Genomic DNA, 26,624 nt, shown 5'->3' with positions numbered 1-26,624 from the left:
ACCTATATGAAAATGGGATCAGTCTTACCAGAAGCGTCACCTTCACCTAGGGTCATCACTTCATCCAAGCTGACGGTGCCTTGCAGCGCCAGTTCCATCGCCGAGGCAAGCAGCGGCTTATAGTTTTCTGAGCAACGCGCGGCTTGCGCAAAACCGACCGCATCGTTGGCGCGCAGTTTATCCATCATTTCTTGCTCCAGTTCGAGCATTTCAAACACACCGATTCGGCCTCGATAGCCAGTCAAGTTACAGTTTTGACAGCCTGCACCTTTATAAAAAGTGGTGCACACTTGGTTTGGAAAACGCCCAGCTAACCACTGTTGGCGTGACTCGTCTAGATGGTCTTCTGTTTTGCAATCTGGACAAACACGGCGAACAAGACGCTGCGCCACCACAGCTCTTACCGCACTGGCAACCAAGTAACCCGGCGCGCCCATATCAATCATGCGTAACGCACTGTCAACCGCGTCGTTAGTATGAAGAGTGCTCAATACTAAGTGACCCGTTAATGCAGCTCGTAGACCAATTTCTACTGTCTCTTGATCACGCATCTCACCGACGAGAATAATGTCCGGGTCTTGACGTAAAAAGGTTCGAAGCACACGCGAGAAAGTCAGCTCGATCTTACTGTTTACCTGTACCTGAGTGATGCGAGGCAGACGGTATTCAACCGGATCCTCTGCTGTAATGATCTTTTTCCCTGGCTCGTTGAGCTCACTTAATGCGCCGTAAAGCGTGGTGGTTTTACCTGAACCTGTCGGCCCCGTCACCAAGATCATGCCGTGCGGACGAGCCAACTGTCGACGTAAACGAGCAAGCAAATCGGGAGGCAATCCTGACTCTTCTAATGGACGCAAACCAGCAGACTGGTTAAGCAGACGCATTACTACGGACTCCCCGTATTGCGTTGGTAGCGTCGACATACGAATATCGATTGATTGACCACGCACTTTGATATTGAATCGGCCATCTTGTGGCAAGCGCTTCTCAGAGATGTCTAAGTGCGCCATCAACTTCAATCGAAGAACCAAAGCCGATGCGATATTCACTTCATTCAGGATGGTTTCATGCAGTACACCATCAATACGCTGACGTAAGCGCAAAATCTGATCGTCTGGCTCAATATGAATATCCGATGCCCCGACTTGTACCGCATCTTCAAACATGGAATTAACCAGCTTTACAACGGTAACTTCCTCACTGTCGGTTCCATCAATACCGTAATCGAAGCTTTGCTCGTCTTTATGCTCTTCATGCAACTGTTCCGCGAAAGAAGCGATCTCTTTGGTGCGGCGATAATAGCGGTCAAAGCTTGAAATAAGTTGGCGCTCTGAAGCCACGATGAACTCAAGGTTGTATTCACCTAGCAAATTCATCAGTGACTCTTGGATGAACAAATCCGCAGGGTCACTCATGGCAACGCGCAACGTGTCCCCATTTCGAGCAACGACCATCGCGCGTAAGCGACGTGCGTGTACCTCAGGTAGAATCTGTACCGCTTCCGCATCCACAGGGGCGCGACCAAGATCGATCAATGGCAAACCAAGTTGTTGGGACAAGAAGTCCAACATTTGCTTCTCAGTAATAAAGCCGAGATCAATTAACGCATCACCCAGCTTCTGCCCGGTACTACGTTGTGCGTTTAGTGCTTGCTGGATTTGCTCTTCAGAGACGATACCTTCTTCAACCAGAAGATCGCCTAAGCGTTTTCTCAACTGAATTTTCATTGTGCATTCTCCAGCTGTTTCAAGATGCTCAAACGGTCGCGGATAAACGCTTGCGATTGATTCGAAATGCCAACTTTACCCAGAGCTTGGTTGTAAGAGTTGATCGCGGCGGTAAACGTCAGCGCGCGCTCTTGTTGAATCGCTAAACCTAGCCACCAGCGCGCATTTTCCGGCTCACGCTGAGTAAGGAGTTGATAACTCTCAAGCGCAATATCATTCTGCTTGTGTTTTTGTGCTAATGCCGCACGCATCGCCAAGTAATCTCGACTTGGCATTGGAGGCAAATGCACAAGCGGACTCAGCGCCGCTTCAGGTTGATTGGCTTTCACTAACAACTTAGACAAGGCCAAGCGAAGTACTTGGTTGTTCGTGTCAAGGTTGATGCCTTCTTGGATAATCTCATACGCTTTACGCGTGTCGCCTTTGCCAAAGTACAACGCCGATAATTTTTGACGCGTGTCTGCATTCATTGGCTCATAACGTAACGCCTCAGCATAAGCCGACAACGCCGTTTGCATATCGTTAGCATCCAGTGCTTTTTCCGCTCGGCTAACCGCTTTAAGAGATAACTGGCGGTGCGTCAGCTCAACCTGCTCAATACGCATTGAACTGTTGTCTGCTGTTGTGCGGGTTACGTGATTAAATTGCTCATCGTTTGGCATCGTTGCCACTTGCGCGAGTAGCACTGCATCTTCAGAGACCGCATTTACCTCCGCTCTTGGCGCGAACCTATCAGTCTCAGGCATATGAAGCTGTTGCGCAGCCGGTTGTGTCACTGGCTTCGTGTAAACCACATGGGCTGTCTCGGGCGTCATTTTACTCGTTGGCGAATGAGTACTCTCTGATGATGTGATTGACGAAGCATTCACTGACGACAATGGCATGGTTTCTGTTTGAGCAGATGAAAGCTCGCCTGACGGGATAGGACCGCGAGAGACCGCCCAGCCGCCCACCGCAAGGCTTAACGAGAAACCGGCAACGAGCCAAAGCCAAGGTTTACTGCGTGAAACGTTGGGAATGTCCGCACGAGTAAGCTCTGACGGTGATGTTTTTTCAGCGAGTTCTGATAATGCTTTATTGATGGCACTCAAGGTTGACTCCATCCCCAAAATACGGGTGTTTTAAACGTAGGTTTACGGGCATCAAACGTATCGTGCATAGCTGCGTAAACGTGATGATTTTTTAATAGTGTGCAACGATCATTAAATGCCGCAAGCAACGACTTGTGGCTAATTTGGTTGATCAAACGTGGAATCCCCATGGATGAACGCCAAATCGCTTTTTTCTGCTCAATAGAAAAAATGTGCGCTCCATTGCCTGCCTTGTCTAAACGATTATTGATGTAAGCCACGCCTTCATCGATAGAAAGAGGACGCAGCTGACAACTAAACGTAATACGTTGACGAAACTGCCTTAGCTCGTGGCTGGCCAATCGTTCATCCAACTCAGGTTGTCCGAATAGCACCAGTTGAATGAGTTTATCTTGTTCCGTTTCTAGGTTACCGAACAGACGCAATGTTTCTAAAGCTTGTGGAGAAAGAGCTTGTGCTTCATCGACGATCAAGACGGTTTTCTTTCCCGCAGAATGCACTTGAATCAGGTGTTCTTGAATGAGAGAAACAATACGTAGCGGGTCATCGTTCTCGATGCCTAACTCTCTGGCGACAGCAAACTGCAACTGCTCTCCATTCAAAACTGGATTGGGTAAGTAAATCAGCTCGACTTCAGATTCAATCTGCTCAATTAACTTACGACACACCATGGTTTTTCCGGTGCCGACTTCTCCCGTCACCTTAATCACCCCTTCTCCCATTTGCACAGCGGCTAAAATGGTTTGGATCGCCTCATAGTGAGGGACTAACCCCAAGAACATTTCTGTGTTTGGGGTTAACGAAAAAGGCTGAACTCGAAATCCAAAATGTGACAAGTACATACTCGAATCACAAACTCATTGAAAAACGGAACCTTTCCCCGCGCTTATTGCGCATCTGGGAACCACTCTTGCAGCAGATCACGAGAGCGCTCTAGCTCTTTCTGCCAAGAGTTCACACCAACTACGGTCGGTTTTAGCAAGATGACCAATTCTGTTTTCTCAGTCACGTTATTTACGTTGCGGAACAAATGCCCCAATGCGGGCACATCGCCCAAGAATGGGACTTTAGAAACAAGCTCACGATTTTGCTGTTTCATCAAACCGCCGATAACCACAACATCGCCATCTTTAGCACGAATAACCGAGTCTGATTCACGAATAGAGCTTTTTGCCAGTGGCAATTGGATGTTTTGGAACTCACCGCCCAAGTTCAATTTCTTCACTTCTTCCGAGACTTCAATAACCGCAGGGTGAACATGCAGGAACACATTGCCTTTGTTATCAATTTGCGGAGTCACATCGAGAGAGATACCTGAGAAGAATGGTGTTAATTCCACTTCTGGAACGGCATTTGAATTTTCACCGTTGCCTGCATTGCTCGATAGCTCGGTAACAAAGTACTCATCGGTACCCACTTTGATGACCGACTTTTGGTTGTTGGCAGCGGTAATACGAGGGCTCGAAAGAACGTTCAAGTCACCTTGTGTAGACATAAAACTCAACACAGCATTGAAGTTGCCATCAGAGATAGTCACGTTGGTTTGGCCGCCCAATAGCGTGCCAATCGCATCCAACGGTGGTAATGCCGACGCAGGGCGGTTCACTACGACACTACCCGAGTTACCAATTGACGCCGATAAGTTCGACCAGTTGATGCCTTGTTGGTAGCCATCATTCAACGTCACTTCTAGAATTTTAGCTTCAAGAATGACCTGACGCTGCATGCGCTCCTGCGATACACCTAAGAACTCACGGACTTCTCGAATATCATCTGGAAACGCTCGAACCGTAATCACTCCTGCTTGAGGTGTTACGACAACGCTTTGTCCTTTGCCTGAACCAATTAGATTCGCAACGGCTTGCTGCAGCATCGGCCAGAAGTCACTTTCAGTGATGGTTTCGATGCGCGTACCGCCCGTAGAGGTAGTCGAGCTATCGCCGCTGTTACTTCCATTGTCAGAGTCTGATGAGTCAGAACTGTCTGAGCTACCGCCAGAATTAGACGTACCAGCCGAGGTCACTGAGCCCGTGACAATGCTCGTCAATGATCGACCAGAGCGTTTGAACTGGAGGTAATCAACAGGAATGGTTACCGTACGCATACCAGCAGGGTAGATTTGAATAACTTTGCCAGACTTCACCACATCATAGCCATACATGTTCTGTACAACGCTCAGGACTTCATCCAACGTAACATCTGACAAGTTGACGGTGATATTACCTTGTACCGCTGGATGAATCGCCACGCTGTACTCAGTGCCTTTGACTAGCGAGGCAAAAAAGCTTCGTGCATCGACCGCATTCGCTTGAATACGGAAACGCTTCGAGGTGCCTTGCTCTGAAGCAACATTCGAGTCTAAGTTAGGCATCAGGTCCGCTTCGACAGAAGAAGGAATTTCTTCTAACGTGCGGCTGTTCGCTTGATTGATAGATTCATTGAGCGCTTCTTTGACTTCCACTGGGTCACGGTGACCCATTGAACATCCCATTAAAGAAGCAATCGTTATTCCTACAACTAATTTGCGCATATCTGATCAGGCTCTGGTTATTATTTTTTTACGTTTAAACCAAAAAGCTCTAGGTCCCACTGACGGTTACCACGCTTTAAAGTTACAAATTCACTATTAATGCTCGCGACGCGATAACCCTTAAATAGCTCGCCTTTTTCAACAAGCTTGTTATCCATAATCGCGACACAAGCAGTACTTGGCTTACACACAATACTGTTGAGCGTAGGCAGTCGGTACTGTTTTGCTTTTGGTTTCGCTGACGTTTCAACCGCAGGCTTTTCCCAGCCAAGTGGTGCCGTTGGATCTTGGTTCGCCCAAGCAGTTCCTGCCGCAGCCATGACAAGTAATGAGATGATGAGTTTTTTAACCACCAATAAACTCCTCTCGAGATCCTAGTGTGTAGACTTCCAACACAAGCTTCGCTTTCGGGTACTCTTCGACTTTGTAACTAAAGCTGCGCCAATAATAACTGGCAGGAAGGCTCTCCAACTTATTTAGATAATTGGCAATAGAAAAGTAGTCGCCAGTCAGCTCCATGCGTACAGGGTGCACGTAGTAACCAGAGTATTGCGATGCTTCTTTATCTTCCGTAATTGGCTCAGATGGCAAAGTTTGCAAAGACAAAAGGTGAATGCCACTTTGCTGCTCTAATACATTTTCCAGCAGCTCAGCCATTTGCGAAGGTGTAATAAGGTGTTCGATGATCTCCGCTAGCTGCATCGAAAGGTGCTGACTTTCTGTTAGCAGGTTAGATATCGCGCGATCAATCTCAGCGTTTGGATCTTTCTTCAGCTGCGCTTGAATACGTAGCGTGTCGATTTCAATCTTTTGATTGGCTTGCTTTAAATTGCTTAGTTGCCTCTCATTACTGATGATCTCGTTAAGCTTTGGTTCCAGTACCAGCGTAAAAAGCAACATGATCACGACAACTAAACCACACAGCGCGATAAGCACTTTTTCACGCGCGCTCATTTCGCCAAAGCGCTCTTCTAATGAGATCCAGAATTCGTTCATTTCTCTTTATCCTCGCGCGTTTTTAGTTCAAACGTCACAATATCCTTATCATTTCGGCCAATTTTGACGTCGTCAAATGTCCGGCCAACCAAGCTAATTTCATTTTTAAATTGGTTAACCCAACTTGGTACTGAGCTCGGCTTTTTCGCCAGTCCCTTCAGATCTAAGGTATGGTTATTGATTCGAATTTCGGACAAAGAAATTTCTTGGTTTCCTAGCTTAGCTAATGATTGCATCACGCCAGAGTAACCCGTACGCTGCGAGTCATCGTATTTCCCGACGGCTTTAAGCGAGTCTCGCTTCGCCTTGACTTCACGCTCTAAGCGGGCTTTAGCTGCCAGCTTATTATTGTCGGGCTGATGCTTACGTAGCTTGACTTGATAGCGTTCAAGCTCTGACTTCATGATATCGCCTTTGCTTTTTACAATAGCAATTTCATCTTCTAAACCACTGCTCTGCCAAGTCACATAGCCGTAAGAGAGTAGAATGGCCGCAGCCGCGACACCCCAAGATAACGCGATATTTCTTAGTGTCAGGAGCTCTTTTTTCGGCTTTAAGTAATCAGGGTATAAGTTAACGCGTCGAGTATTAGAAGCCGCAGCAGCATCTGCTAAAACGTGTCCTGATAACTCATGTTCTGGTGGTAATAACGGAGAAACTTTAGTGCTTAAACGGTAGTTCAGAGACTGAACAAGCTCACTCTCATCCTCCTCATCACAACATACTTTCAATTGATGCAGCTGCACATGGCGCAACTGAGAAGAAAGATAATCAATCGAACGTTGCAGTTCTAACGAGAGGCTATCCATCTGTAACTCGCTAGACGGAACACCCGTTAACGGTGGCGTCACACTGCGAATCGAACGATGGAACGCGATAGTATTTTCGACAAAAGCGCTAATACGGAAGTGACCACGCACACTGCGTTGTAATAATAGGAAGTTACCTAGTTCACCTGCGGTCTCTCCCCAAATGTCGTCTTCAGGAAGAATAGCTTCTAATGGCAACTGGGCGCGACTGGCCAGTAACACGATCTTATCCAACATTTTTCGTGATAAGACGTAAGCTTGCACTTTGGTTGAATTGGGTAGCTCTACCGCATCGGCAATGATGTCAACGGCGCGCTCAGAGATCAGTTCTTTCAACAAAAACGGTAATGCTGCAGGCCATTCTTGGCGCGGCATGACAGGTTTGTCGATTTGATACATCTGATAATAGTTATGAGAAAGGACAACCGTTAGAGAATCATACGCACTCGCAGCAACGCTCAATGCTTGCTCTACGGCTTTCTCCCAATTGGATTCAGAAATATCAAATTGGTATGGGCGACCACTTTTTATTGAAGATGATAAATAAACGGCGTCTGGCTGAATAACCAAAAAGCAGGAACGACCACCACCAGATGATCGTTTGAGCTTGTCGAGTAGTGCTTTGAAATCCATGATTATTATCTTTATTTTTTACGCCAGCGATTTCGTCTTCCCAATTTCACTTGGGATTCTGATTGAGAACTTGGCAATGCTTGTGGACGAGGAAGAAACTGCTGCTCTGCAGAGAAGTAGCGCCCTTGCCCACCATAAACCCCGAGCTCAATTAACGTGTTGAGCTCGTTTTGATTCTCAATTCCCACTGCTATGATTTTAGTTTTACTGTTTGCCGCGGCACCTAGCATGCTGCGGACAAATAGCTGGTTCTCATGTCGCTGGTCGATTTTTGCTACTAAACTGCGATGAAGTTTAAGGTAACGAATATCCACTTCTTTTAAATAGTGAGTGCTGACGATGGTTCGTCCAGCCTGCCCAACCATTAAGTGGCACCCTAAACCGGCCAGCATTTTAGCGACTGGTCGCATAAAGTCTAAGTGTCTTACAAATTGTGCTTCAACAAACTCAAAACTGAGACACTTTCTCTGTTCACGTGACAACTGTAAGAGTTCATCACGAAACCATTTAAAGTACTCTCGGTTAGAAAAAGGCGTTACATTCAAATTGAGCGCATACGATCTTGAGTTATCAAAATTATCCTTAAATTCTCTTAAGAATTTATTAATAACTGACTTATCCATTTGCGCTTCATAACCAACCTGTCTGATCGCAGAAATAAACCGAGACGCTTTAACAATGCCATTCTCAGGATCGCGAATCCGACATGTTAACTCTTCATATAATGATTTTTTATGCGTTGCGTCACTTATTGGGTGCACAGATTGTGCGTAGAGTATCACATTTTCTGGTGTAAGTGCTGTGTCAAATAACGTTCTCCACCTCACACTTCCGCGAGCTTCTTCATCGTGGTTCCATTTTTTGAAGCGACTCCAATTATTGTTATTTTGTAGTTGCGCACTACGCAAAGCTGTCTCTGCTTCATCGATGATTTGGCTGTGTCGCTCACCCTCTTTATAAGTAGTGATGCCTATATGGCACCAGTTGTCTGGGTCGAGTGGCTCTGGCGGAATTAATTTTTCTAACTGGCGAATGCATTGTGATGCCAAATTAGCCACATCTTTGGCACTTTGATGCGGCAGAAATAACGCAAAATCAGCATCGTAATAACGAGAAAATACAACATCAGGGTATCGCTGAACTAAGTTGGATAATAAACTCCCAACTTCAACAATAAACTCATCCGTAATTTGCTTATCTTGCTCTTCTTCAACCAGTTTCCAGTCTTGAATACGTACTAGCAACACGGCGCCGCGAGCCCCACTTTCTAGTAACGCCGATTCCAGTTTGCTATCAAATAGCACTCGATTGGCGGTACCTGTTAACTTATCAAGGAAGGTTTGAGTTCGAATAAAGGTATCAAATCGGCTTCGCTCTTGACGCGCATCTTGTAACTCTTCAATTAATACATCGAGCGCTTCACTGGCAGTATAAGGCCATTCTTTTTTGTCACCTTTTGCATACTGCTCTACCCGACCAGCAAGGATCATCCTGCCTCGCTCTTCGAGCATTTCAGAGCCTTCTAATTGCTCCTTAAGCCACGCAACGCCGCGCATTAAACAGAAGATGATCAGGATAATGGCAAGCGTGATCGACCAAAGCGCCTGCATTGAGTAGCTGTAACCTAAGTAAGGCGGGATCGCTTTAAAATGAATCGTGTAATCTTGATTGTGAGTCAGTTGGTATTCTGTCTCAAACAAGACTGACGCTTCCATTTGATGAGAAGTATCTTTGAAGCGATAAACAACCGCATTGTCGGTCGACAATGTCATTTCGACAATATTGGAAGCCTGCAGCATTTTCGGCATCCAGCGCTGCATAGAATAAGCAGCGTCAGGATCTTCCATCTCCTTGTCGACCACCTCTACGATCCCTTCTAAATAATGGGTGAGATATTCCTGCCCAAGACGTTTAAAAGAGAGGGTGCCACCGACAAACAAGATAAACATGGCGCAGATGACGATCATGGTGACAAAAGCCACCAGCCGTGTGCTTAACTTAAGAGTTGGGGTATACCTCATGAATACCAAATTCCTTTTTTATTCATCATATACCTTATTGAAATATTTATACTTGATAAGAGTTCATCAAACAATCGGATTCGTCTGATAGTGAGAGGCTGGAGCATAAAGAACATCACACTCATTGATAAGTTTTATTGTTACGCCTAACCTTGCTGAGATAAGCCTTTGAGATCATTAGATAGCGACAATAAAAAAGACCGCGATATTCGCGGCCTTTTCGATTCAAGCATAAGCAGAATTTAGAACGGGATATCGTCGTCAAAATCCATTGGTGGCTCATTGTACTGCTGCTGTGGTTGCTGCGGAGCCTGCTGTTGTTGCTGTTGCTGAGGCGCATTGTACTGCTGCTGAGCTGGTTGTTGAGGCTGACCCCATCCACCTTGTTGCTGCTGTTGACCGCCCATTGGTGCGCCGCCACCTTGACCACGACCGCCAAGCATTTGCATCACGCCGTTGAAGCCTTGAACAACGACTTCAGTTGAGTAGCGATCTTGACCGCTTTGGTCTTGCCATTTACGAGTTTGCAGTTGGCCTTCAATGTATACTTGAGAACCTTTACGCAAGTACTCACCTGCTACTTCCGCAAGTTTGCCGAACAACACAACACGGTGCCATTCCGTTTTTTCGCGCTGTTCGCCAGTCGCTTTATCACGCCATGAATCAGAAGTCGCAATAGTAATGTTTGCTACTGCACCGCCGTTCGGCATGTAACGAATTTCAGGGTCGTTACCTAGATTCCCCACCAAAATAACTTTGTTAATTCCACGGCTGGCCATGATGTGCTCCGTTTCACTCTGGATATATAAAATTTTAGCGCATTAGAATAGCACGCTTTAATGTTTTGATTAAAGTCTAATACCATTGTGATCTAATGAGTCATCTACTAGAACCCAAATCGCATTTCAACTTACGCATGTAGCACTTTTGATTCGCGTTGCAGACATCGTTTCGTGAAGCTTTGAATTCGAACGCATTTATTCAGTAAAGCTATGGTTATAACCTCTCTTTAATGCCAACTTATGGCCTTTATTGAACACTGGGAGATTTGAACACGTGAGAAAGTCGGCTTACGCAAGAAAGCTATTTCTGATCAGTATGGAAGATAATGCGCAAAAAAAGGTGGCGGCACTCGAAAAGTACATTGATATGAGCATCCCGGTGATTTCGACCGAAGCACTCATGGAAGCTAAGCCACAGCATCGTAACAAAATCCTACTGATCGACTTCAGTGAACATAAATCACTCGTTCAATCGATCAAAAACTTACCGCTGGTATGGAAGAACTTTGAAACCGTTGTGTTCAATGTCCCTAAAAGGCTGACCACGGATGAGCTTCTTTCATTTGGTCAATTAAAGGGGCTGTTCTATTCCGAAGATACGCTAGAGCAAATTGGAGAGGGATTAAAAGGCATTGTTAACGGTCAAAACTGGCTGCCGCGTAATGTAACCAGTCAACTTTTACACTATTACCGTAACGTCATTAATACTCATACTGCCCCAGCCACGGTAGACCTAACCATTCGCGAGCTGCAAGTACTGCGTTGCTTGCAAGCTGGCGCATCGAACAGCCAAATGGCCGAGGAATTATTTGTCAGTGAATTCACCATCAAATCGCACTTGTATCAGATATTCAAAAAGCTATCAGTGAAGAATCGCGTTCAAGCAATCGCTTGGGCAGATCAAAACTTAATGTCATGATGCGATGCCGCGACTCTAATGACTGAAATGACGAGTCGCTCATCTTTTTTCCGCACTGAGTCTCACACTTTTTCCTACTTTATTCATGATTCATTGACGCCTCTCGTGTTAAAGTTATGCGCAGATTCTTGATAATAACGAGATAGGATATTCCCCCAATGATTAAAAAATGTCTGTTCCCTGCTGCAGGCTATGGCACTCGCTTCTTACCGGCAACGAAATCTATGCCAAAAGAGATGATGCCAGTCGTGAATAAACCGCTTATTGAATACGGCGTTGAAGAAGCAATTCAAGCTGGTATGAACGGCATGTGTATTGTGACGGGTCGTGGCAAACACTCTATCATGGACCACTTCGATAAGAACTACGAACTGGAACACCAGATTAGCGGTACCAATAAAGAAGAGCTATTGGTAGATATCCGTGAAATCATTGAATCTGCAAACTTCACTTACATCCGTCAACGCGAGATGAAAGGCTTAGGCCACGCGATTCTGACCGGGCGTGAACTGGTGGGTGACGAACCATTTGCCGTCGTTCTTGCTGATGACCTTTGTGTCAACGAAGAAGAAGGCGTGCTAGCTCAAATGGTGGCGCTATTTAAACAGTTCCGTTGTTCTATCGTTGCCGTACAAGAAGTCCCAGAAGATGAGACTCACAAATACGGCGTTATCTCTGGTGAAATGATCAAAGATGACATCTACCGCGTAGACGACATGGTAGAAAAACCTGAGAAAGGCACGGCACCAAGCAACCTTGCGATCATTGGTCGCTACATTCTGACCCCTGATATTTTCGAACTGATTGAAAACACAGAGCCAGGTAAAGGTGGTGAAATTCAAATCACTGACGCGCTACTTAAACAAGCAAAAGCGGGCTGTGTCTTGGCTTACAAATTCAAAGGCAAACGCTTTGACTGTGGTAGTGTTGAAGGTTACATCGAAGCAACCAACTACTGTTTTGAAAACCTGTATCTAAAAGATGAAAAAGCCTCAGAGTTAGGTAAACACGCAACACAAAAAGCGGTATAAAGCATCGTCATAGTACGAAATTATTGTTTCTAAAGCCCAGCATTATGTTGGGCTTTTATTTTTACTGTTTTTTTATCCAGTAATTTTCTTTGCACATTTCTCACACTATGTAATACTTGCCCCACTTGGTTATACATAGAGCAAAAACGATGGATAAAATAGAAGTTCGCGGTGCCCGAACCCATAACCTCAAAGACATTAATCTTACAATCCCTCGCGATAAACTGATTGTCATTACTGGACTAAGTGGCTCCGGTAAATCCTCTCTCGCTTTCGATACATTGTATGCAGAAGGCCAACGACGCTACGTAGAATCTCTCTCTGCCTACGCTCGTCAGTTTTTGTCTCTGATGGAAAAACCCGATGTAGACCATATTGAAGGATTATCACCCGCGATTTCTATTGAACAGAAGTCTACTTCTCATAACCCGCGTTCAACCGTCGGTACAATTACCGAAGTCTACGATTACTTACGTCTGTTGTATGCTCGTGTGGGTGAACCCCGCTGTCCAACGCACCATGCCCCTCTTGCCGCACAAACCATCAGTCAAATGGTGGACAAAGTTCTAGAGATGCCAGAAGGCAGCAAAATGATGCTGTTGGCCCCTATTGTCAAAGAGCGTAAAGGTGAGCATGTTAAAACGCTTGAGAACCTGGCAGCTCAGGGCTTTATTCGTGCGCGTATTGATGGAGAAACTTGCGATCTTTCAGATCCTCCAACGCTAGAGCTACATAAAAAGCACACCATTGAAGTCGTGGTAGACCGCTTTAAAGTTCGTCCCGATCTGCAACAGCGCTTAGCCGAATCTTTCGAGACCACGCTCGAGTTATCAGGCGGAATTGCGGTTGTCGCGCCAATGGATGGCGACGGTGAAGAGATTATTTTCTCCGCCAACTTCGCTTGTCCACAATGTGGTTACAGCATGCAAGAGTTAGAGCCGCGACTTTTCTCATTCAACAACCCTGCTGGTGCATGTGGCACTTGTGATGGTTTGGGTGTGCAGCAATACTTCGATCCAAGCCGAGTAATTCAAGATGATTCATTAAGCTTGGCACAAGGTGCGATTCGCGGTTGGGATCAAAAGAACTACTACTACTTCCAAATGCTCACCTCATTGGCCGATCATTATGGTTTTGATCTCCATGCACCTTTTAATTCTCTGCCAAAGAAAACGCAAGATGTCATTCTAAAGGGCTCTGGCCGCACTGAGATTGAGTTTAAATACATCAACGATCGTGGCGATATTCGTGTTAAACGCCATCCATTCGAAGGTATTCTGAATACCCTCGAACGTCGTTATCGTGATACAGAATCCAACTCTGTCCGTGAAGAGCTTGCGAAATACATCTCCACTAAATCTTGTTCAAGCTGTGGTGGTACTCGTCTGCGCCTTGAAGCACGTAACGTGTTTATTGCTGATACGACACTGCCTGAGATTGTTGAACTTAGCATTGCTGATGCATTGGAATTCTTCCATTCCTTGAAACTTGAAGGTCAACGAGCCCAAATCGCTGAAAAAGTGATGAAGGAAATCAACGATCGCCTGCAGTTCTTGGTTAACGTTGGTTTGAACTATCTGAACCTGTCTCGCAGCGCCGAAACGCTCTCTGGTGGTGAAGCTCAACGTATTCGCTTAGCCAGCCAAATTGGTGCGGGTCTTGTTGGTGTGATGTATGTTCTGGACGAACCGTCGATTGGTCTCCACCAGCGAGATAATGAACGCTTATTAAAAACGCTCACTCATTTGCGCGATTTGGGGAATACCGTACTCGTGGTAGAACACGATGAAGATGCGATTCGCTGTGCGGATCATGTCATAGATATCGGTCCTGGCGCTGGCGTACACGGTGGTAATGTTGTCGCGGAAGGCTCCATGGAAGAGATAATCGCAAATCCGAATTCTCTGACAGGTCAGTACTTAAGTGGCGCTAAAGAAATCGCAGTGCCGAAAGATCGCACGCCGCGTGATCCGAAAAAAACGGTTGAGCTCTTAGGCGCAACAGGTAATAACCTTAAGAACGTTAATCTTTCAATTCCTGTTGGGTTATTCAGCTGTATTACAGGGGTATCTGGTTCAGGTAAATCAACGCTGATTAATGATACTTTCTTTAAAATTGCTCATACCCAACTTAACGGGGCGACAACGGCTCAGCCTTCACCTTATAAGTCGATTAGAGGTTTAGAGCACTTCGATAAAGTTATCGATATCGATCAAAGCCCAATTGGTCGTACACCTCGCTCCAACCCTGCAACTTATACGGGGATCTTTACCCCAATCCGTGAGCTGTTTGCAGGCACACAAGAGTCGCGTTCTCGCGGTTACAAGCCGGGCCGTTTTAGCTTTAACGTACGCGGTGGTCGTTGTGAGGCCTGTCAGGGTGATGGTGTCATTAAAGTTGAAATGCATTTCCTACCAGACGTTTATGTGCCATGTGATGTATGTAAAGGTAAGCGCTACAACCGTGAAACACTTGAAGTACGTTACAAAGGCAAAACCATTGATGAAGTGCTAGAAATGACGGTCGAAGACGCCCGAACGTTCTTTGAACCCGTACCTGCTATAGCACGTAAGCTACAGACTCTAATGGATGTTGGCTTGTCTTACATTCGCCTAGGTCAAGCCGCAACGACACTCTCCGGTGGTGAAGCACAGCGTGTTAAACTGGCGCGAGAGCTATCCAAGCGCGATACAGGAAAAACCTTGTACATTTTGGATGAACCAACAACCGGCCTGCACTTCCATGATATCCAGCAGTTGCTCACCGTGCTGCACAGACTTCGCGACCACGGAAACACTGTCGTGGTGATCGAGCATAACCTGGACGTCATTAAGACAGCGGACTGGATTATCGATCTAGGACCTGAAGGGGGACAGGGTGGAGGCGAGATAATCGCTCAAGGCACACCTGAAGATGTGTCGCAAATCGAGGGTTCGCACACAGCTCACTTCCTTAAGCCTATGTTGAAGTAGAAAAAACAGGTAAAGTACCGAGACCAGCAAGTGCTGGTCTTTTTTCATTCAAAACAACGCAATAACTATGGCTACTATACATGTAAGTGGAACAAAGCTTTCTCCCGAAAAAGTACAGGTTCCCCTCAATCGCAAGTTTCTCATTGCCTTGGCAACACTATTTGTGTTGGCAATGCACTTTTTCATGCCCAACCCCGGCGGTTCAGGGCTTTCACTTTCCTTCAATGCGACAACTTGGATTACTTTTAGCTTTGCATTAGGCATTGGGTGCTACCAACTCGCGAATAATCGAGCGCTACGTTACTCAAAATTAACCATCGGCTTGTTCATTAGTGCTCTTATCATGACGGTGCCCATTCTGTACCCAAATGCGAATAGCAGTTTGGCAGCCAACAAGCTCATTGGTCTGTGGTGTGGTGTCCTGTTTTTTATTGTCTTACAACAATTTCATTTCAGTAATAAACATCGCCAACGCCTGTTATGGTTTATTGTCCTTGCGGTTGTTATCGAAGCCATTTTTGGTCTGACACAATATCTGTATCTCAAACCAGGCAATCCGTTTGGTTACGACACGATGGCCAATCGTCCCTATGGTATTTTCCAACAGCCTAATGTAATGGCCAGTTTTCTTGCGACAGGATTGGTGATTGCCAGCTATTTACTTGCACGTCAGCCCTACAAATACGACCGTAAGTTAAGCGATGTTTATCTTCTCTATGCAGTGCCAGTTTTAACCTTACCATTGATTGTGGCGTTGGCTTCACGCACTGGTTGGTTAGCATCGATCATCGCCGTGTTGTTGGTCATCCCATACATGTATCGCTTTGCGACCAAAGGGCGCTTTATCCGCTGGGTTACGTCGCTTGTCACTGGGCTCGCACTCTCAGTCGTTGTCATGTATCTTGCCTTTCCTGATGGAAGTGGGTTAGCCGCAGAAAAAGTAAACATGGAGTCTCCTCGAGCGTATACTTTTCCGCAAACATTAGACATGGTGATTGAAAAGCCTTTTACTGGTTATGGATATGGCAAGTTTGAATCTGAGTACATGCTGTATACGGCTCGTCAACATGCCCTAAATGAGAATTACCCAGCAGGTTTGCCAGCCATGGATCATCCGCATAATGAGCTACTTTACTGGGGAGTAGAAGGTGGCTTGCTGCCAATAATCGGCATCTTCTTAGCGATGGCACTGGTACTGTATCGAATCTATCAAGCCAAACGCGGAACTCGTCTTGCGTTGCTGGCCTTGTTTATACCTATCGTATTGCACTCACAACTGGAATACCCTTTCTACCACTCTCTCGTGCATTGGTTGATCTTCGTTATCCTACTGTACTGGGTCGATCAGCGCGTCTCTCGTTATCGACAAGTCGGCTTTAGTAATGTGACCAAAAGCTTGCTGCGTGTTTTTAGTTTGGTACTTCCCGTTGCGTTTACGTTTTACATGGTAAGCGCATTGCATACGAACTATGTATTGACGAAGTTTGAGACCACTAGGCCAACTAACCCTGATATTCTGAATCAAGTCAGTAACCCTGTGGTTTGGAAAGATAGGTTTGATTGGGATGTCTATAGCACATTTTTAAACATTGGGCTGTACCAACAAGATGCAACCTTGATTCAGCCTTATATCGATTGGTCGCTAAAAATCATCAAAGATAAGCCTCGCCCTGCATTTTATAATAATTTGATTTTGGCCTACCAAGGCTTAGATGACTCAAGTAAAGCGGAGCAAATCAGAGCTGAAGCGCAGTTTTTGTTCCCGAAGATTGATTTCAGTGACGTCAATTACCGACCACCTTCTCAAGCAATCTCTGCCTCACCAGCCCCCACTTCAGGAGCTGAGTAATAAATACAAAAAAGCGAAGGGATGACCTTCGCTTTTCTTTATCTCATTGCGGTATAGCTTTATTCAGTGAGTGACTCTTCTAACGCTTTTAAGCACAGTGCAACGTTTTCAGGTCGAGCGCCGTAACCCATTAAGCCAATACGCCACGCTTTACCAGCTAATGCCCCGAGGCCTGCACCAATTTCTAGGTTATAGGTTTCTAGCAAGTGAGCACGAACTTTTGCTTCATCAATTCCTTCAGGCACGTAAATCGCATTTAATTGCGGCAAACGATGGGCTTCGTCCACAACAAATTCAAAGCCTAACTTTTGTAGGCCATTTTTGAGTTTTTCATGCATCAGTTGGTGACGAGCCCAAGCGTTTTCTAATCCTTCATTTTTCAGTATCAGTAAAGCTTCATGAAGCGCATACAAGCTATTAACTGGCGCCGTATGATGGTAACTACGCTTGCCTTCTCCACTCCAATACCCCAAAACTAAACTCTGATCGAGGAACCAACTCTGTACTGGTGTTGTTCTTGCTTGAATCTTTTCAATCGCGGCAGGAGAAAACGTCACTGGTGAGAGCCCTGGTACACATGACAAACATTTTTGACTGCCAGAGTAAACCGCATCCAGTTGCCATTCATCCACTTTTAACGGCACACCACCAAGTGACGTCACCGCATCAACAATAGATAATGCATTATGCTGTTTCGCCAGCTTACCCAATGCTTGAGCATCACTGACTGCACCAGTTGAGGTTTCGGCATGCACAAAAGCAAGGATTTTTGTATCTGGGTGCTGTTCGAGTGCTTGCTCGACTTTATTAATGGAAACAGGCGTCCCCCATTCATCATCGACGATAACAACTTCACCACCAGCACGGACGACATTTTCGCGCATGCGTTCACCAAATACACCGTTACGGCAGACGATCACTTTATCGCCTTTCTCGATCAAGTTTACAAAGCAGGTTTCCATCCCTGCACTACCTGGTGCTGAAACCGCAATAGTGAACTCATTGTCAGTTTGAAAGGCATACTTCAATAGCAGCTTGAGCTCATCCATCATACCGATAAACAGAGGATCAAGGTGACCTACCGTAGGACGGCTTAGTGCTTGTAACACTTGAGGATAAATATCAGAAGGACCAGGTCCCATTAAAATACGGTGAGGCGGAATAAAGCTTTGGATCGACATGTCAGCTCCTTGATTATCTTTTATCCTGAGCATTCTAAAAGTTCTATTCAATAACATGGCTCAGGTGTAGGGTTCTTCACCCTAATAGATTTTTCCTCTATCAGCAATTAGCCGTAAGTATGGAGGTCAAACCAGTATCACAAAATCGTTAATAAAAAACACCATAAAGGTTGAAATATTGATTGACATTAAGGCCTCAAAACCGTTCAATGTTTGAGCTTTATGTAGAAGAGGAGCGCTACCCAGGTAGATGATTTGTGGAACCGCAATTCCAACACCAATCATTGAGGGGGAGTAGTGCCGAGGTAAGTCAAAGTTGCAGGATTTGACTTGTCGGTTGAATTGGGCTGAATCCCATCAACTGTCATCAGCGCAGTCTGATGAAGGGCTTCTGAGGGTAAATTTTTCAAATAGCATTCTAAATACCTCTCTTTTTGCTCTGTTCCTTTTCTCACCAAACATTGGATGTACAATTTTTTAGGAAGTCGTGGGAGAACGCAGTGAGCGCATTTAACGTAGCTAAATTCGGTGGAACCAGTGTTGCTAACTTTGAGGCAATGAGTCGTTGCGCCACCATTATCGAAAACAATCCAAATACTCGCCTGGTCGTGAGCAGCGCTTGCTCTGGCGTCACCAACCTATTGGTGGAACTCGCCAACGGTGTTCAGGATCAAACGCACCGTACTGAGCTGCTGCAAAATCTGGCCAACATTCATGACGCCATTTTAACTCAGCTCGAAGACAGCACGAAAACTGCTGCCGAGGTGTATGGCATATTAGATACCGTAACCAGCCTGGCCGAGGCTGCATCTATCCAAGCTAGTGCGAAGTTAACCGATCATTTAGTCGCATGTGGCGAACTCATGTCGACGCATATTCTAACTCAGTTAATGTGTGAGCGAGGCATTCAAGCTGTGCGCTTTGATATCCGCGATGTGCTGCGTACTGATGACAACTTTGGTCGCGCGGAGCCAAACATTGAAGCAATTTCGACGCTTGCGCAAGATAAACTCGTACCACTTTGCCAACAATCCGTTGTTGTTACTCAAGGCTTCATAGGATCTGACGAAGCCGGTAATACAACAACACTAGGTCGAGGAGGCAGCGATTACAGCGCCGCCTTAATTGCTGAGAGCGTCAAAGCGGCAGGGTTAGAAATATGGACTGATGTTCCGGGCATCTACACAACAGACCCGCGAATTGCGCCAAAAGCCTCACCAATTCCTGAGATCAGCTTTAGTGAAGCTTCAGAAATGGCTAACTTTGGCGCTAAAATCCTTCACCCTTCTACGCTAGTACCCGCATTACGCCACGACATTCCGGTATTTGTAGGGGCATCGAAAGAGCCTGAAAAAGGGGGAACTTGGATTCGCCACCAAGTCGAAAGCTCACCGTTATTCCGTGCGCTAGCTTTGCGTTGTAACCAAACCATGGTAACGCTACGCAGCGCCAATATGTTCCACGCATACGGATTCTTAGCGAAGGTTTTTGAGATCCTTGCAAAGCATAAGATCTCTGTCGATTTGATCACGACATCTGAAATCAGTGTATCGTTAACACTTGATCAAACTGATACCTCTGGCGGAGCACCACAGCTGCCGCAAGCTGCACGAGAAGAGTTAGAAGAGTTATGTAAGGTAGAAGTTGAACATGACCTATGCCTCGTTGCTCTCATTGGTAACAACATGAGTGAGAGTAAAGGCTACGCGAAACAGGTTTTTGGCACGCTAGAAGATTTTAACCTACGCATGATATGTTATGGCGCTAGCCCTCACAACTTATGCTTCTTGCTCCATGAATCGGTATCGAAACAAGCCATACAAAAACTCCACACTGAGTTGTTTGAGAAGTAAGTTCAACTCAATAAAACAAAGGGCTGCGTATCTGCAGCCCTTTGTTGTTTCAATAGTTGTTACATTTGAACGAGGTAAACATCAATTTAACCGTTAATGTTTGGCCCTAACCATTTTTCAGCCTCGATCCTATCCCACCCTTTGCGATCGGCGTAGCTCTCTAGCTGATCTTCTTGGATCTGTGCGATCGCAAAGTAACGTGAGTCAGGATGAGAGAAATACCAACCAGAGACTGACGCGCCCGGATACATTGCATAGCTGGAGGTTAGAGTCATGCCAATATTCTCTTCCACATTAAGTAGCTCCCAAAGCGGTCCTTTTTCAGTATGCTCAGGGCACGCTGGATAACCCGGCGCAGGGCGAATACCTTGGTATTTTTCACGAATGAGATCATTGTTAGATAAATCTTCATCCGCAGCATAACCCCAAATTTCTTTACGGACACGCTCATGCAAATACTCAGCAAACGCTTCGGCTAGGCGATCCGCCACCGCTTGAATCATAATTGCGTTGTAATCATCTCCCTGTGCTTTGTATTCATCAGCAAGCTCTCGTTCACCAATACCACCAGTGACAGCAAATGCCCCTATCCAATCATGTTTACCCGACTCTTTAGGTGCGATGTAGTCAGATAAACAATAGTTGAATCCTTTTGGTTTCTCGGTCTGTTGACGCAAGTTACGCAGTACTTTCACAACGTCGGTACGAGTTTCATCAGCATAAACTTCAATGTCGTCCCCCACGCTCGCAGCAGGGAATAAGCCACACATTCCACGCGCTTTTAACAGGCCTTCTCGCTCAACTCGATCAAGTAACTCGTTGGCATCTTCGAATAAACGTTTTGCTTCTTCACCAACTTCTTCATGTTGGAAAATTGTTGGATACTTACCCACAAGTGACCAAGTCATAAAGAATGGTGTCCAATCGATGTATTGACGTAATATAGCCACATCAAAATCATCGAAGATATGAATACCAGTCTTAACAGGCACTGGAGGAGTGTAAGCTTCCCAATCGATCGCAACTTTATTCGCTCGAGCCGCTTCTAATGTCACTGGTTTGGTTCTCGGTTTCTTTCGATTATGTTGATCACGTACTCGTTCGTAGTCAGCTTCAAGTTTTTCAACAAATTCAGGGCGACGTTCATCTGACAATAGAGAAGTACATACGCCCACCGCACGTGAGGCGTTATTCACGTAAACAACTGGATGCTTGTAATTTTGCTCAATCTTAACTGCTGTATGGGCTTTTGACGTTGTTGCGCCACCGATGAGAAGAGGTAAGTTAAAGTCGAGACGCTCCATCTCTTTTGCAACATGCACCATTTCGTCTAATGAAGGCGTGATCAACCCTGATAAACCAATAATATCGACGTTCTCTTCTTGCGCTACTTTTAAGATCTTTTCGCAAGGAACCATGACACCAAGATCGATAATTTCATAGTTATTGCACTGCAATACAACGCCTACGATATTTTTCCCGATATCATGTACATCACCTTTGACCGTCGCTAGCAAAATCTTACCGTTTGTTTGTCCCACCTGCTTTTCTGCATTGATGTAGGGCTCCAGATGCGCGACTGCTTGCTTCATCACTCGTGCAGATTTTACGACCTGAGGAAGGAACATTTTACCTTCACCAAACAAGTCTCCGACGACGTTCATCCCATCCATTAGTGGGCCTTCAATCACCTCTAATGGCTTTGAAGCGTTGACACGAGCCTCTTCGGTATCATCAACGATGAACTCAGTTATTCCTTTCACTAACGCGTGCTCTAAGCGCTTTTCAACAGGCCAAGTTCTCCACTCAAGTGCAGAGGCATCCTCCTCTTTACCTACCCCTTTGCCTGCATATTCCGCCGCGATATCTAACAATCTCTCAGTGGCGTCATCACGACGGTTAAGAACGACATCTTCCACAGCCTCACGCAATTTTTCAGGCACGTTATCGTAGATTTCTAACTGACCCGCATTCACAATCCCCATATCCATACCATTTTTAAAACAGTGATAGAGGAACACCGCGTGAATCGCTTCACGTACATAGTTATTGCCACGGAAAGAGAATGAGACGTTAGAAACACCACCCGAGATCATCGCATGTGGTAAATCACGTTTGATATCGCCAACGGCTTCAATGAAATCCACCGCGTAGTTATTATGCTCCTCGATCCCCGTAGCAATGGCAAAAATGTTTGGGTCAAAAATGATGTCTTCTGGTGGAAAGCCCACTTCATCAACAAGAATTCGGTAAGCGTTGGTACAAATTTCTACTTTGCGCTCACGTGTATCTGCTTGCCCTATCTCATCAAACGCCATCACAATCACAGCCGCACCGTAACGGCGGATCAACTTAGCTTGTTCAACGAATTTCTCTTTGCCTTCTTTGAGAGAGATCGAGTTAACAATGCCTTTGCCTTGGATGCACTTAAGACCGGCTTCAATAACCTCCCACTTGGAAGAGTCAACCATGATTGGTACTTTTGAGATTTCAGGTTCTGACGCACAAAGGTTTAAAAAGCGAACCATACAAGCTTGTGCATCCAACATGCCTTCATCCATGTTGATATCGATAATTTGAGCGCCATTTTCAACTTGTTGACGAGCCACATCGAGCGCTTCATCGTACAGCTCTTCTTTAATCAAGCGTTTAAAACGCGCAGAACCGGTTACATTAGTACGCTCACCGACATTGATAAATAAAGAGTCTTTATCAATCGCGAGCGGCTCTAAGCCAGACAAGCGACAAGCAACGGGAAGATCAGGTAATTTACGAGGGGCGATATTTTCAACCGCGAGTGCCATTTGGCGAATGTGCTCAGGAGTTGTACCACAACACCCACCAATTAAGTTTAAAAAGCCACTTTGAGCCCACTCTTTAACATGCTTAGCCATATCTTCTGGCGACAAATCGTATTCGCCGAATGCATTCGGAAGCCCAGCATTTGGGTGAGCGGAAACAAAAGATTCTGATATACGCGAGAGCTCTTCAACATAAGGACGAAGCTCATCTGGGCCCAGCGCACAGTTCAAACCAAACGAAATCGGTTTAACATGACGTAATGAGTTGTAAAACGCTTCTGTGGTTTGACCGGATAATGTCCGACCGGAAGCATCGGTAATAGTCCCCGAGATCATCACAGGTAACTCAATACCCATCTCTTCAAACACACTTTCAACAGCAAATGAACAAGCCTTAGCGTTAAGAGTATCGAAGATAGTCTCGATAAGAATAAGGTCAGAACCACCTTTAATAAGCGCTCGAGTCGATTCAGAGTAAGCCTCAACTAACTCGTCGAAAGAGACATTTCGATATCCAGGGTCGTTTACATCAGGAGAGATAGAACAAGTGCGGTTCGTCGGCCCTAAAACCCCTGCGACATAACGCGGTTTATCGGGTGTTTTTGCGGTCCATTCGTCTGCAACTTCACGTGCAAGCTTGGCAGCAGCAAAGTTAATTTCTTCACTTAGGCTTTCCATCTCGTAGTCAGCCATCGCAATGGTTGTTGCGTTAAACGTGTTGGTTTCGAGAATATCTGCACCCGCTTCTAAATATGCAGCGTGAATTTCCTTGATAAGTTGAGGCTGACTTAGAACCAACAGGTCGTTGTTACCTTTTAGATCACAATGCCAATCCGCAAAGCGTGTTCCTCGATAGTCTTGCTCTTCAAGTTTGTATCCCTGAATCATGGTTCCCATACCACCATCAATCAAAAGAATACGTTGCTTCAATTGAGCTTCAATCTGTTGTCTTACGTTACTTCCCACAGTACAGCCTCATTCCTTTAGTTATCTTTCCATCCTATCACACAAACTTCAGGAGTCTAGACGTCTAAACGTGGAATTAATGATTATTTTATCTCCTTCTTAACTTACAAAATAATCGCGAAAAAATGTTTGCTATTTAAGCAGCATCAGTCGAGAATCCCATTCATAAAATGTTACAAATAGAGAGCTCTATGTCGGTCTATCATACTTTATGTTTTCTATCCGCAGCTGCGATGCTAATTGCTTTTGTAAACAGCAAGATAGGAAAGATGCAAACCACCATTGCGATTACCGCAGGTTCAATGGTGCTTTCACTTCTAATCTTAATTGCGGGCCAAAACAACTGGTTCCACCTCACCGAAATTGCGACAGAAACGGTCACAAGGATCAACTTTGAAGATTTCTTGCTCAAGGGCATTCTTGGCTTCTTACTATTTGCGGGTGGATTAGGCATCAAACTCCCGAACCTTAAAGATCAAAAATGGGAAATTACCGTTTTGGCTCTCGGAGCCACCCTATTTTCCACTTTCTTTATCGGGTTTGCGCTCTACGGATTCTGTCAGTTAATTGGCATCCAATTTGATTTGGTCTACTGCTTACTATTTGGTGCTCTAATATCGCCAACTGACCCAATCGCTGTATTGGCTATAGTTAAAAAGCTCGATGCTCCCAAACGTATCTCCACCCAGATTGAAGGAGAGTCGCTCTTCAATGACGGCTTCGGTTTGGTTATCTTTGTCACTCTATTTACGATTGCATTTGGTACTGAGGCACCAACTGTAGGTAGTGTCACCTTACTCTTCATCCAAGAAGCTATCGGGGGTATCACATATGGTTTCGTCCTCGGTTTGCTATTCCACTACTTAATCAGTGCCACCGATGATCACTCAATGGAATTGTTACTTACCATTGGTGTCCCAACGGCAGGTTACGCATTTGCTGAATACATCCATGTATCAGGCCCACTCGCGATGGTTGTATCCGGTATTATGATTGGCAACTGGACACGCTTTATCGGCTTTTCAAAAGAGAGTGAAGACCACCTTGACCACTTTTGGGAGCTCGTCGATGAGTTCTTGAATGGCGTGTTATTCCTACTGATCGGTATGTCGATGCTGCTATTTGAATTCCACAAAGAAGACTGGATCATGATGGCTATATCAGTCCCTCTTGTACTAGCAGCTCGCTATCTAAGCGTATTTCTTTCTTACATAGGCTTTAAACGTTACAGAAAATATAATCCATGGTCAGTGCGTATTTTGACGTGGGGAGGTTTACGCGGAGGCCTGGCACTAGCGATGGCACTTTCTATTCCATCAGGTATTTGGGTGATTCAAGATAAGTTAATCGATGTAAAAGAGATTATTCTTGTAATGACCTACTCCGTCGTTGTTTTCTCTATCCTCATTCAAGGCTCAACAATCACCCCAATGATTGAAAAAGCAAAAGATGAAGAGAAGAAAATGGAAGAGAACAACCAAGCAATAACCACTCCGGTGCATACGGAGCCAGTGGACTCTTAAAGACACGTAACTTAATAGATGAAAAAGCAGCTATCTAGCTGCTTTTTTCATATCTAATCTTCGGACTCCCCTTCAAGAACAAAACGCTTGTTACTCTTTGATATACAGTTAAATATCCGAATAATCGTCACGCTACGGTGTCATAGATACTAACTATTACCGATAGATAATATTCATAGACGAGTCTTTTAGTTTAAGCATTTTCATCATCACTTCCCTTCCCTTGGCAATATAGGCTCCCTAAACTTCTACAACACTTAACAATGAGCGACTTTGTATTTGTATAGAGAAAGAAGCATTGAGGATGATTGCGAGCTCACTCCCCCAAACGGGCTTGAAATCCCACTAAACTAAGGTCTGAGCTAGCACTCAGGTTGTTCAAGCCCTTAGCAGAAGTATAGAGTCCTCATACTTGATCTCAGCGACACTGAACTTATATTCAAAGTTGTTCTGTTTTCGAGATAGAAACAAAGCGACACCTCGAACAACTAGGTTCATAGCTAGATATGTCTAATATGTTATAGAGGAATCTTTGGTAAGCACGTGCTGGTACTCAAAGCTAGAGCTCGAGACTGGAATCAACTCGTTCATGGAAGGGCTTAGAAAGCATAGCGAAGAGGGAAGCCTGCCTCTCGATGCAAAATTTCAATATGGAAATAGGGTTAAGGTAAATCGGGTAACCAAAACGAAAAAATCCCCAGTCTTTCGACTGAGGCTTAATATAAATGGCGGAGTGGACGGGACTCGAACCCGCGACCCCCGGCGTGACAGGCCGGTATTCTAACCAACTGAACTACCACTCCGCAGTGGTATCACTCGCTTGTAATCAGCAAGTGTCCATAATTTAAAGCCTGGCGATGTCCTACTCTCACATGGGGAAGCCCCACACTACCATCGGCGCTATTTCGTTTCACTTCTGAGTTCGGCATGGAAGTCAGGT

17 protein-coding genes, 1 tRNA gene and 1 riboswitch are annotated in these 26,624 nt (G+C 45.3%); of the genes, 6 read left to right on the top strand and 12 right to left on the bottom strand.

Annotated features, from left to right (window positions below):
• Nucleotides 1-2 precede the first annotated feature (2 nt).
• The 9 genes from NL644_RS21735 to NL644_RS21695 all read right to left on the bottom strand — a co-directional run bounded on the left by NL644_RS21735 (nt 3) and on the right by NL644_RS21695 (nt 10,586).
• A complete protein-coding gene (locus tag NL644_RS21735; protein WP_253658781.1) occupies nt 3-1,727 on the bottom strand; it encodes a GspE/PulE family protein in 1,725 nt (574 codons plus the stop codon).
• Nucleotides 1,724-2,818: a lipopolysaccharide assembly protein LapB gene (locus NL644_RS21730; protein WP_253658780.1), complete on the bottom strand. Its 1,095-nt coding sequence runs from the start codon at nt 2,816-2,818 to the stop codon at nt 1,724-1,726. The genes NL644_RS21735 and NL644_RS21730 overlap by 4 nt, the downstream gene beginning before the upstream one ends.
• Nucleotides 2,815-3,660 carry an ExeA family protein gene (locus tag NL644_RS21725; protein WP_253658779.1) on the bottom strand — a complete coding sequence of 282 codons (846 nt, stop codon included), beginning with the start codon at nt 3,658-3,660 and terminating at the stop codon, nt 2,815-2,817. The genes NL644_RS21730 and NL644_RS21725 overlap by 4 nt, the downstream gene beginning before the upstream one ends.
• A 44-nt stretch (nt 3,661-3,704) precedes the next feature.
• Nucleotides 3,705-5,348: a pilus (MSHA type) biogenesis protein MshL gene (gene mshL / locus NL644_RS21720; RefSeq protein WP_046873589.1), complete on the bottom strand. Its 1,644-nt coding sequence runs from the start codon at nt 5,346-5,348 to the stop codon at nt 3,705-3,707.
• Between the two features lie 20 nt (nt 5,349-5,368).
• Nucleotides 5,369-5,701 carry a hypothetical protein gene (locus NL644_RS21715; protein ID WP_046873588.1) on the bottom strand — a complete coding sequence of 111 codons (333 nt, stop codon included), beginning with the start codon at nt 5,699-5,701 and terminating at the stop codon, nt 5,369-5,371.
• Nucleotides 5,694-6,344 (bottom strand): type II secretion system protein GspM, encoded by a 651-nt coding sequence (gene gspM, locus NL644_RS21710; protein ID WP_054868338.1) that lies wholly within the window; start codon nt 6,342-6,344, stop codon nt 5,694-5,696. Before gspM ends, NL644_RS21715 begins: the two co-directional genes overlap by 8 nt.
• Nucleotides 6,341-7,786, bottom strand: coding sequence for a hypothetical protein (locus tag NL644_RS21705; RefSeq protein WP_048626837.1), 1,446 nt, complete (start codon nt 7,784-7,786; stop codon nt 6,341-6,343). The genes gspM and NL644_RS21705 overlap by 4 nt, the downstream gene beginning before the upstream one ends.
• An 11-nt stretch (nt 7,787-7,797) precedes the next feature.
• Complete coding sequence (gene csrD / locus NL644_RS21700) at nt 7,798-9,807, bottom strand: RNase E specificity factor CsrD (protein WP_253658778.1); 2,010 nt, start codon at nt 9,805-9,807, stop codon at nt 7,798-7,800.
• 242 nt (nt 9,808-10,049) lie between these two features.
• Nucleotides 10,050-10,586, bottom strand: a complete 537-nt coding sequence (locus tag NL644_RS21695; RefSeq protein ID WP_012841367.1) for a single-stranded DNA-binding protein — start codon at nt 10,584-10,586, stop codon at nt 10,050-10,052.
• Nucleotides 10,587-10,863: 277 nt separating this feature from the next.
• Between NL644_RS21695 and NL644_RS21690 the strand changes: the two genes are divergently transcribed.
• From NL644_RS21690 to NL644_RS21675, 4 genes are all read left to right on the top strand, one after another.
• Nucleotides 10,864-11,508, top strand: coding sequence for a LuxR C-terminal-related transcriptional regulator (locus NL644_RS21690; protein ID WP_005397417.1), 645 nt, complete (start codon nt 10,864-10,866; stop codon nt 11,506-11,508).
• 158 nt (nt 11,509-11,666) lie between these two features.
• Nucleotides 11,667-12,539: a UTP--glucose-1-phosphate uridylyltransferase GalU gene (gene galU, locus NL644_RS21685; RefSeq protein ID WP_005397418.1), complete on the top strand. Its 873-nt coding sequence runs from the start codon at nt 11,667-11,669 to the stop codon at nt 12,537-12,539.
• 149 nt (nt 12,540-12,688) lie between these two features.
• Nucleotides 12,689-15,511, top strand: a complete 2,823-nt coding sequence (gene uvrA, locus NL644_RS21680) for an excinuclease ABC subunit UvrA (RefSeq protein WP_253658777.1) — start codon at nt 12,689-12,691, stop codon at nt 15,509-15,511.
• A gap of 67 nt (nt 15,512-15,578) precedes the next feature.
• Entirely contained in the window at nt 15,579-17,360 is a 1,782-nt protein-coding gene (locus tag NL644_RS21675; protein ID WP_253658776.1) for a PglL family O-oligosaccharyltransferase, read from the top strand.
• 59 nt (nt 17,361-17,419) lie between these two features.
• Here NL644_RS21675 and NL644_RS21670 read toward each other — a convergent pair whose 3' ends face one another.
• Complete coding sequence (locus tag NL644_RS21670) at nt 17,420-18,541, bottom strand: alanine--glyoxylate aminotransferase family protein (protein WP_114323954.1); 1,122 nt, start codon at nt 18,539-18,541, stop codon at nt 17,420-17,422.
• Nucleotides 18,542-18,761: 220 nt separating this feature from the next.
• Nucleotides 18,762-18,940: riboswitch (Lysine riboswitch) on the top strand.
• A gap of 101 nt (nt 18,941-19,041) precedes the next feature.
• On the opposite strand from NL644_RS21670, the gene lysC reads away from it, so the two are divergent.
• Nucleotides 19,042-20,394: a lysine-sensitive aspartokinase 3 gene (lysC, locus tag NL644_RS21665; protein WP_114323952.1), complete on the top strand. Its 1,353-nt coding sequence runs from the start codon at nt 19,042-19,044 to the stop codon at nt 20,392-20,394.
• Between the two features lie 86 nt (nt 20,395-20,480).
• Here the strand turns inward: lysC and metH are convergent, their stop codons facing one another.
• Nucleotides 20,481-24,161 (bottom strand): methionine synthase, encoded by a 3,681-nt coding sequence (metH, locus tag NL644_RS21660; protein ID WP_114323951.1) that lies wholly within the window; start codon nt 24,159-24,161, stop codon nt 20,481-20,483.
• A 191-nt stretch (nt 24,162-24,352) separates the two neighbouring features.
• Between metH and NL644_RS21655 the strand changes: the two genes are divergently transcribed.
• Complete coding sequence (locus NL644_RS21655; RefSeq protein ID WP_114323950.1) at nt 24,353-25,684, top strand: sodium:proton antiporter; 1,332 nt, start codon at nt 24,353-24,355, stop codon at nt 25,682-25,684.
• Between the two features lie 726 nt (nt 25,685-26,410).
• Here NL644_RS21655 and NL644_RS21650 read toward each other — a convergent pair.
• Nucleotides 26,411-26,487 (bottom strand) — tRNA-Asp (locus tag NL644_RS21650).
• Between the last annotated feature and the right edge of the window lie 137 nt (nt 26,488-26,624).

Source organism: Vibrio sp. Y10_XG_PY6, from assembly GCF_024181795.1.
GTDB lineage: Bacteria > Pseudomonadota > Gammaproteobacteria > Enterobacterales > Vibrionaceae > Vibrio > Vibrio diabolicus.
The sequence above is the reverse complement of the archived record's forward strand: the minus strand, read 5'-3'. Positions and strand labels throughout refer to the sequence as shown.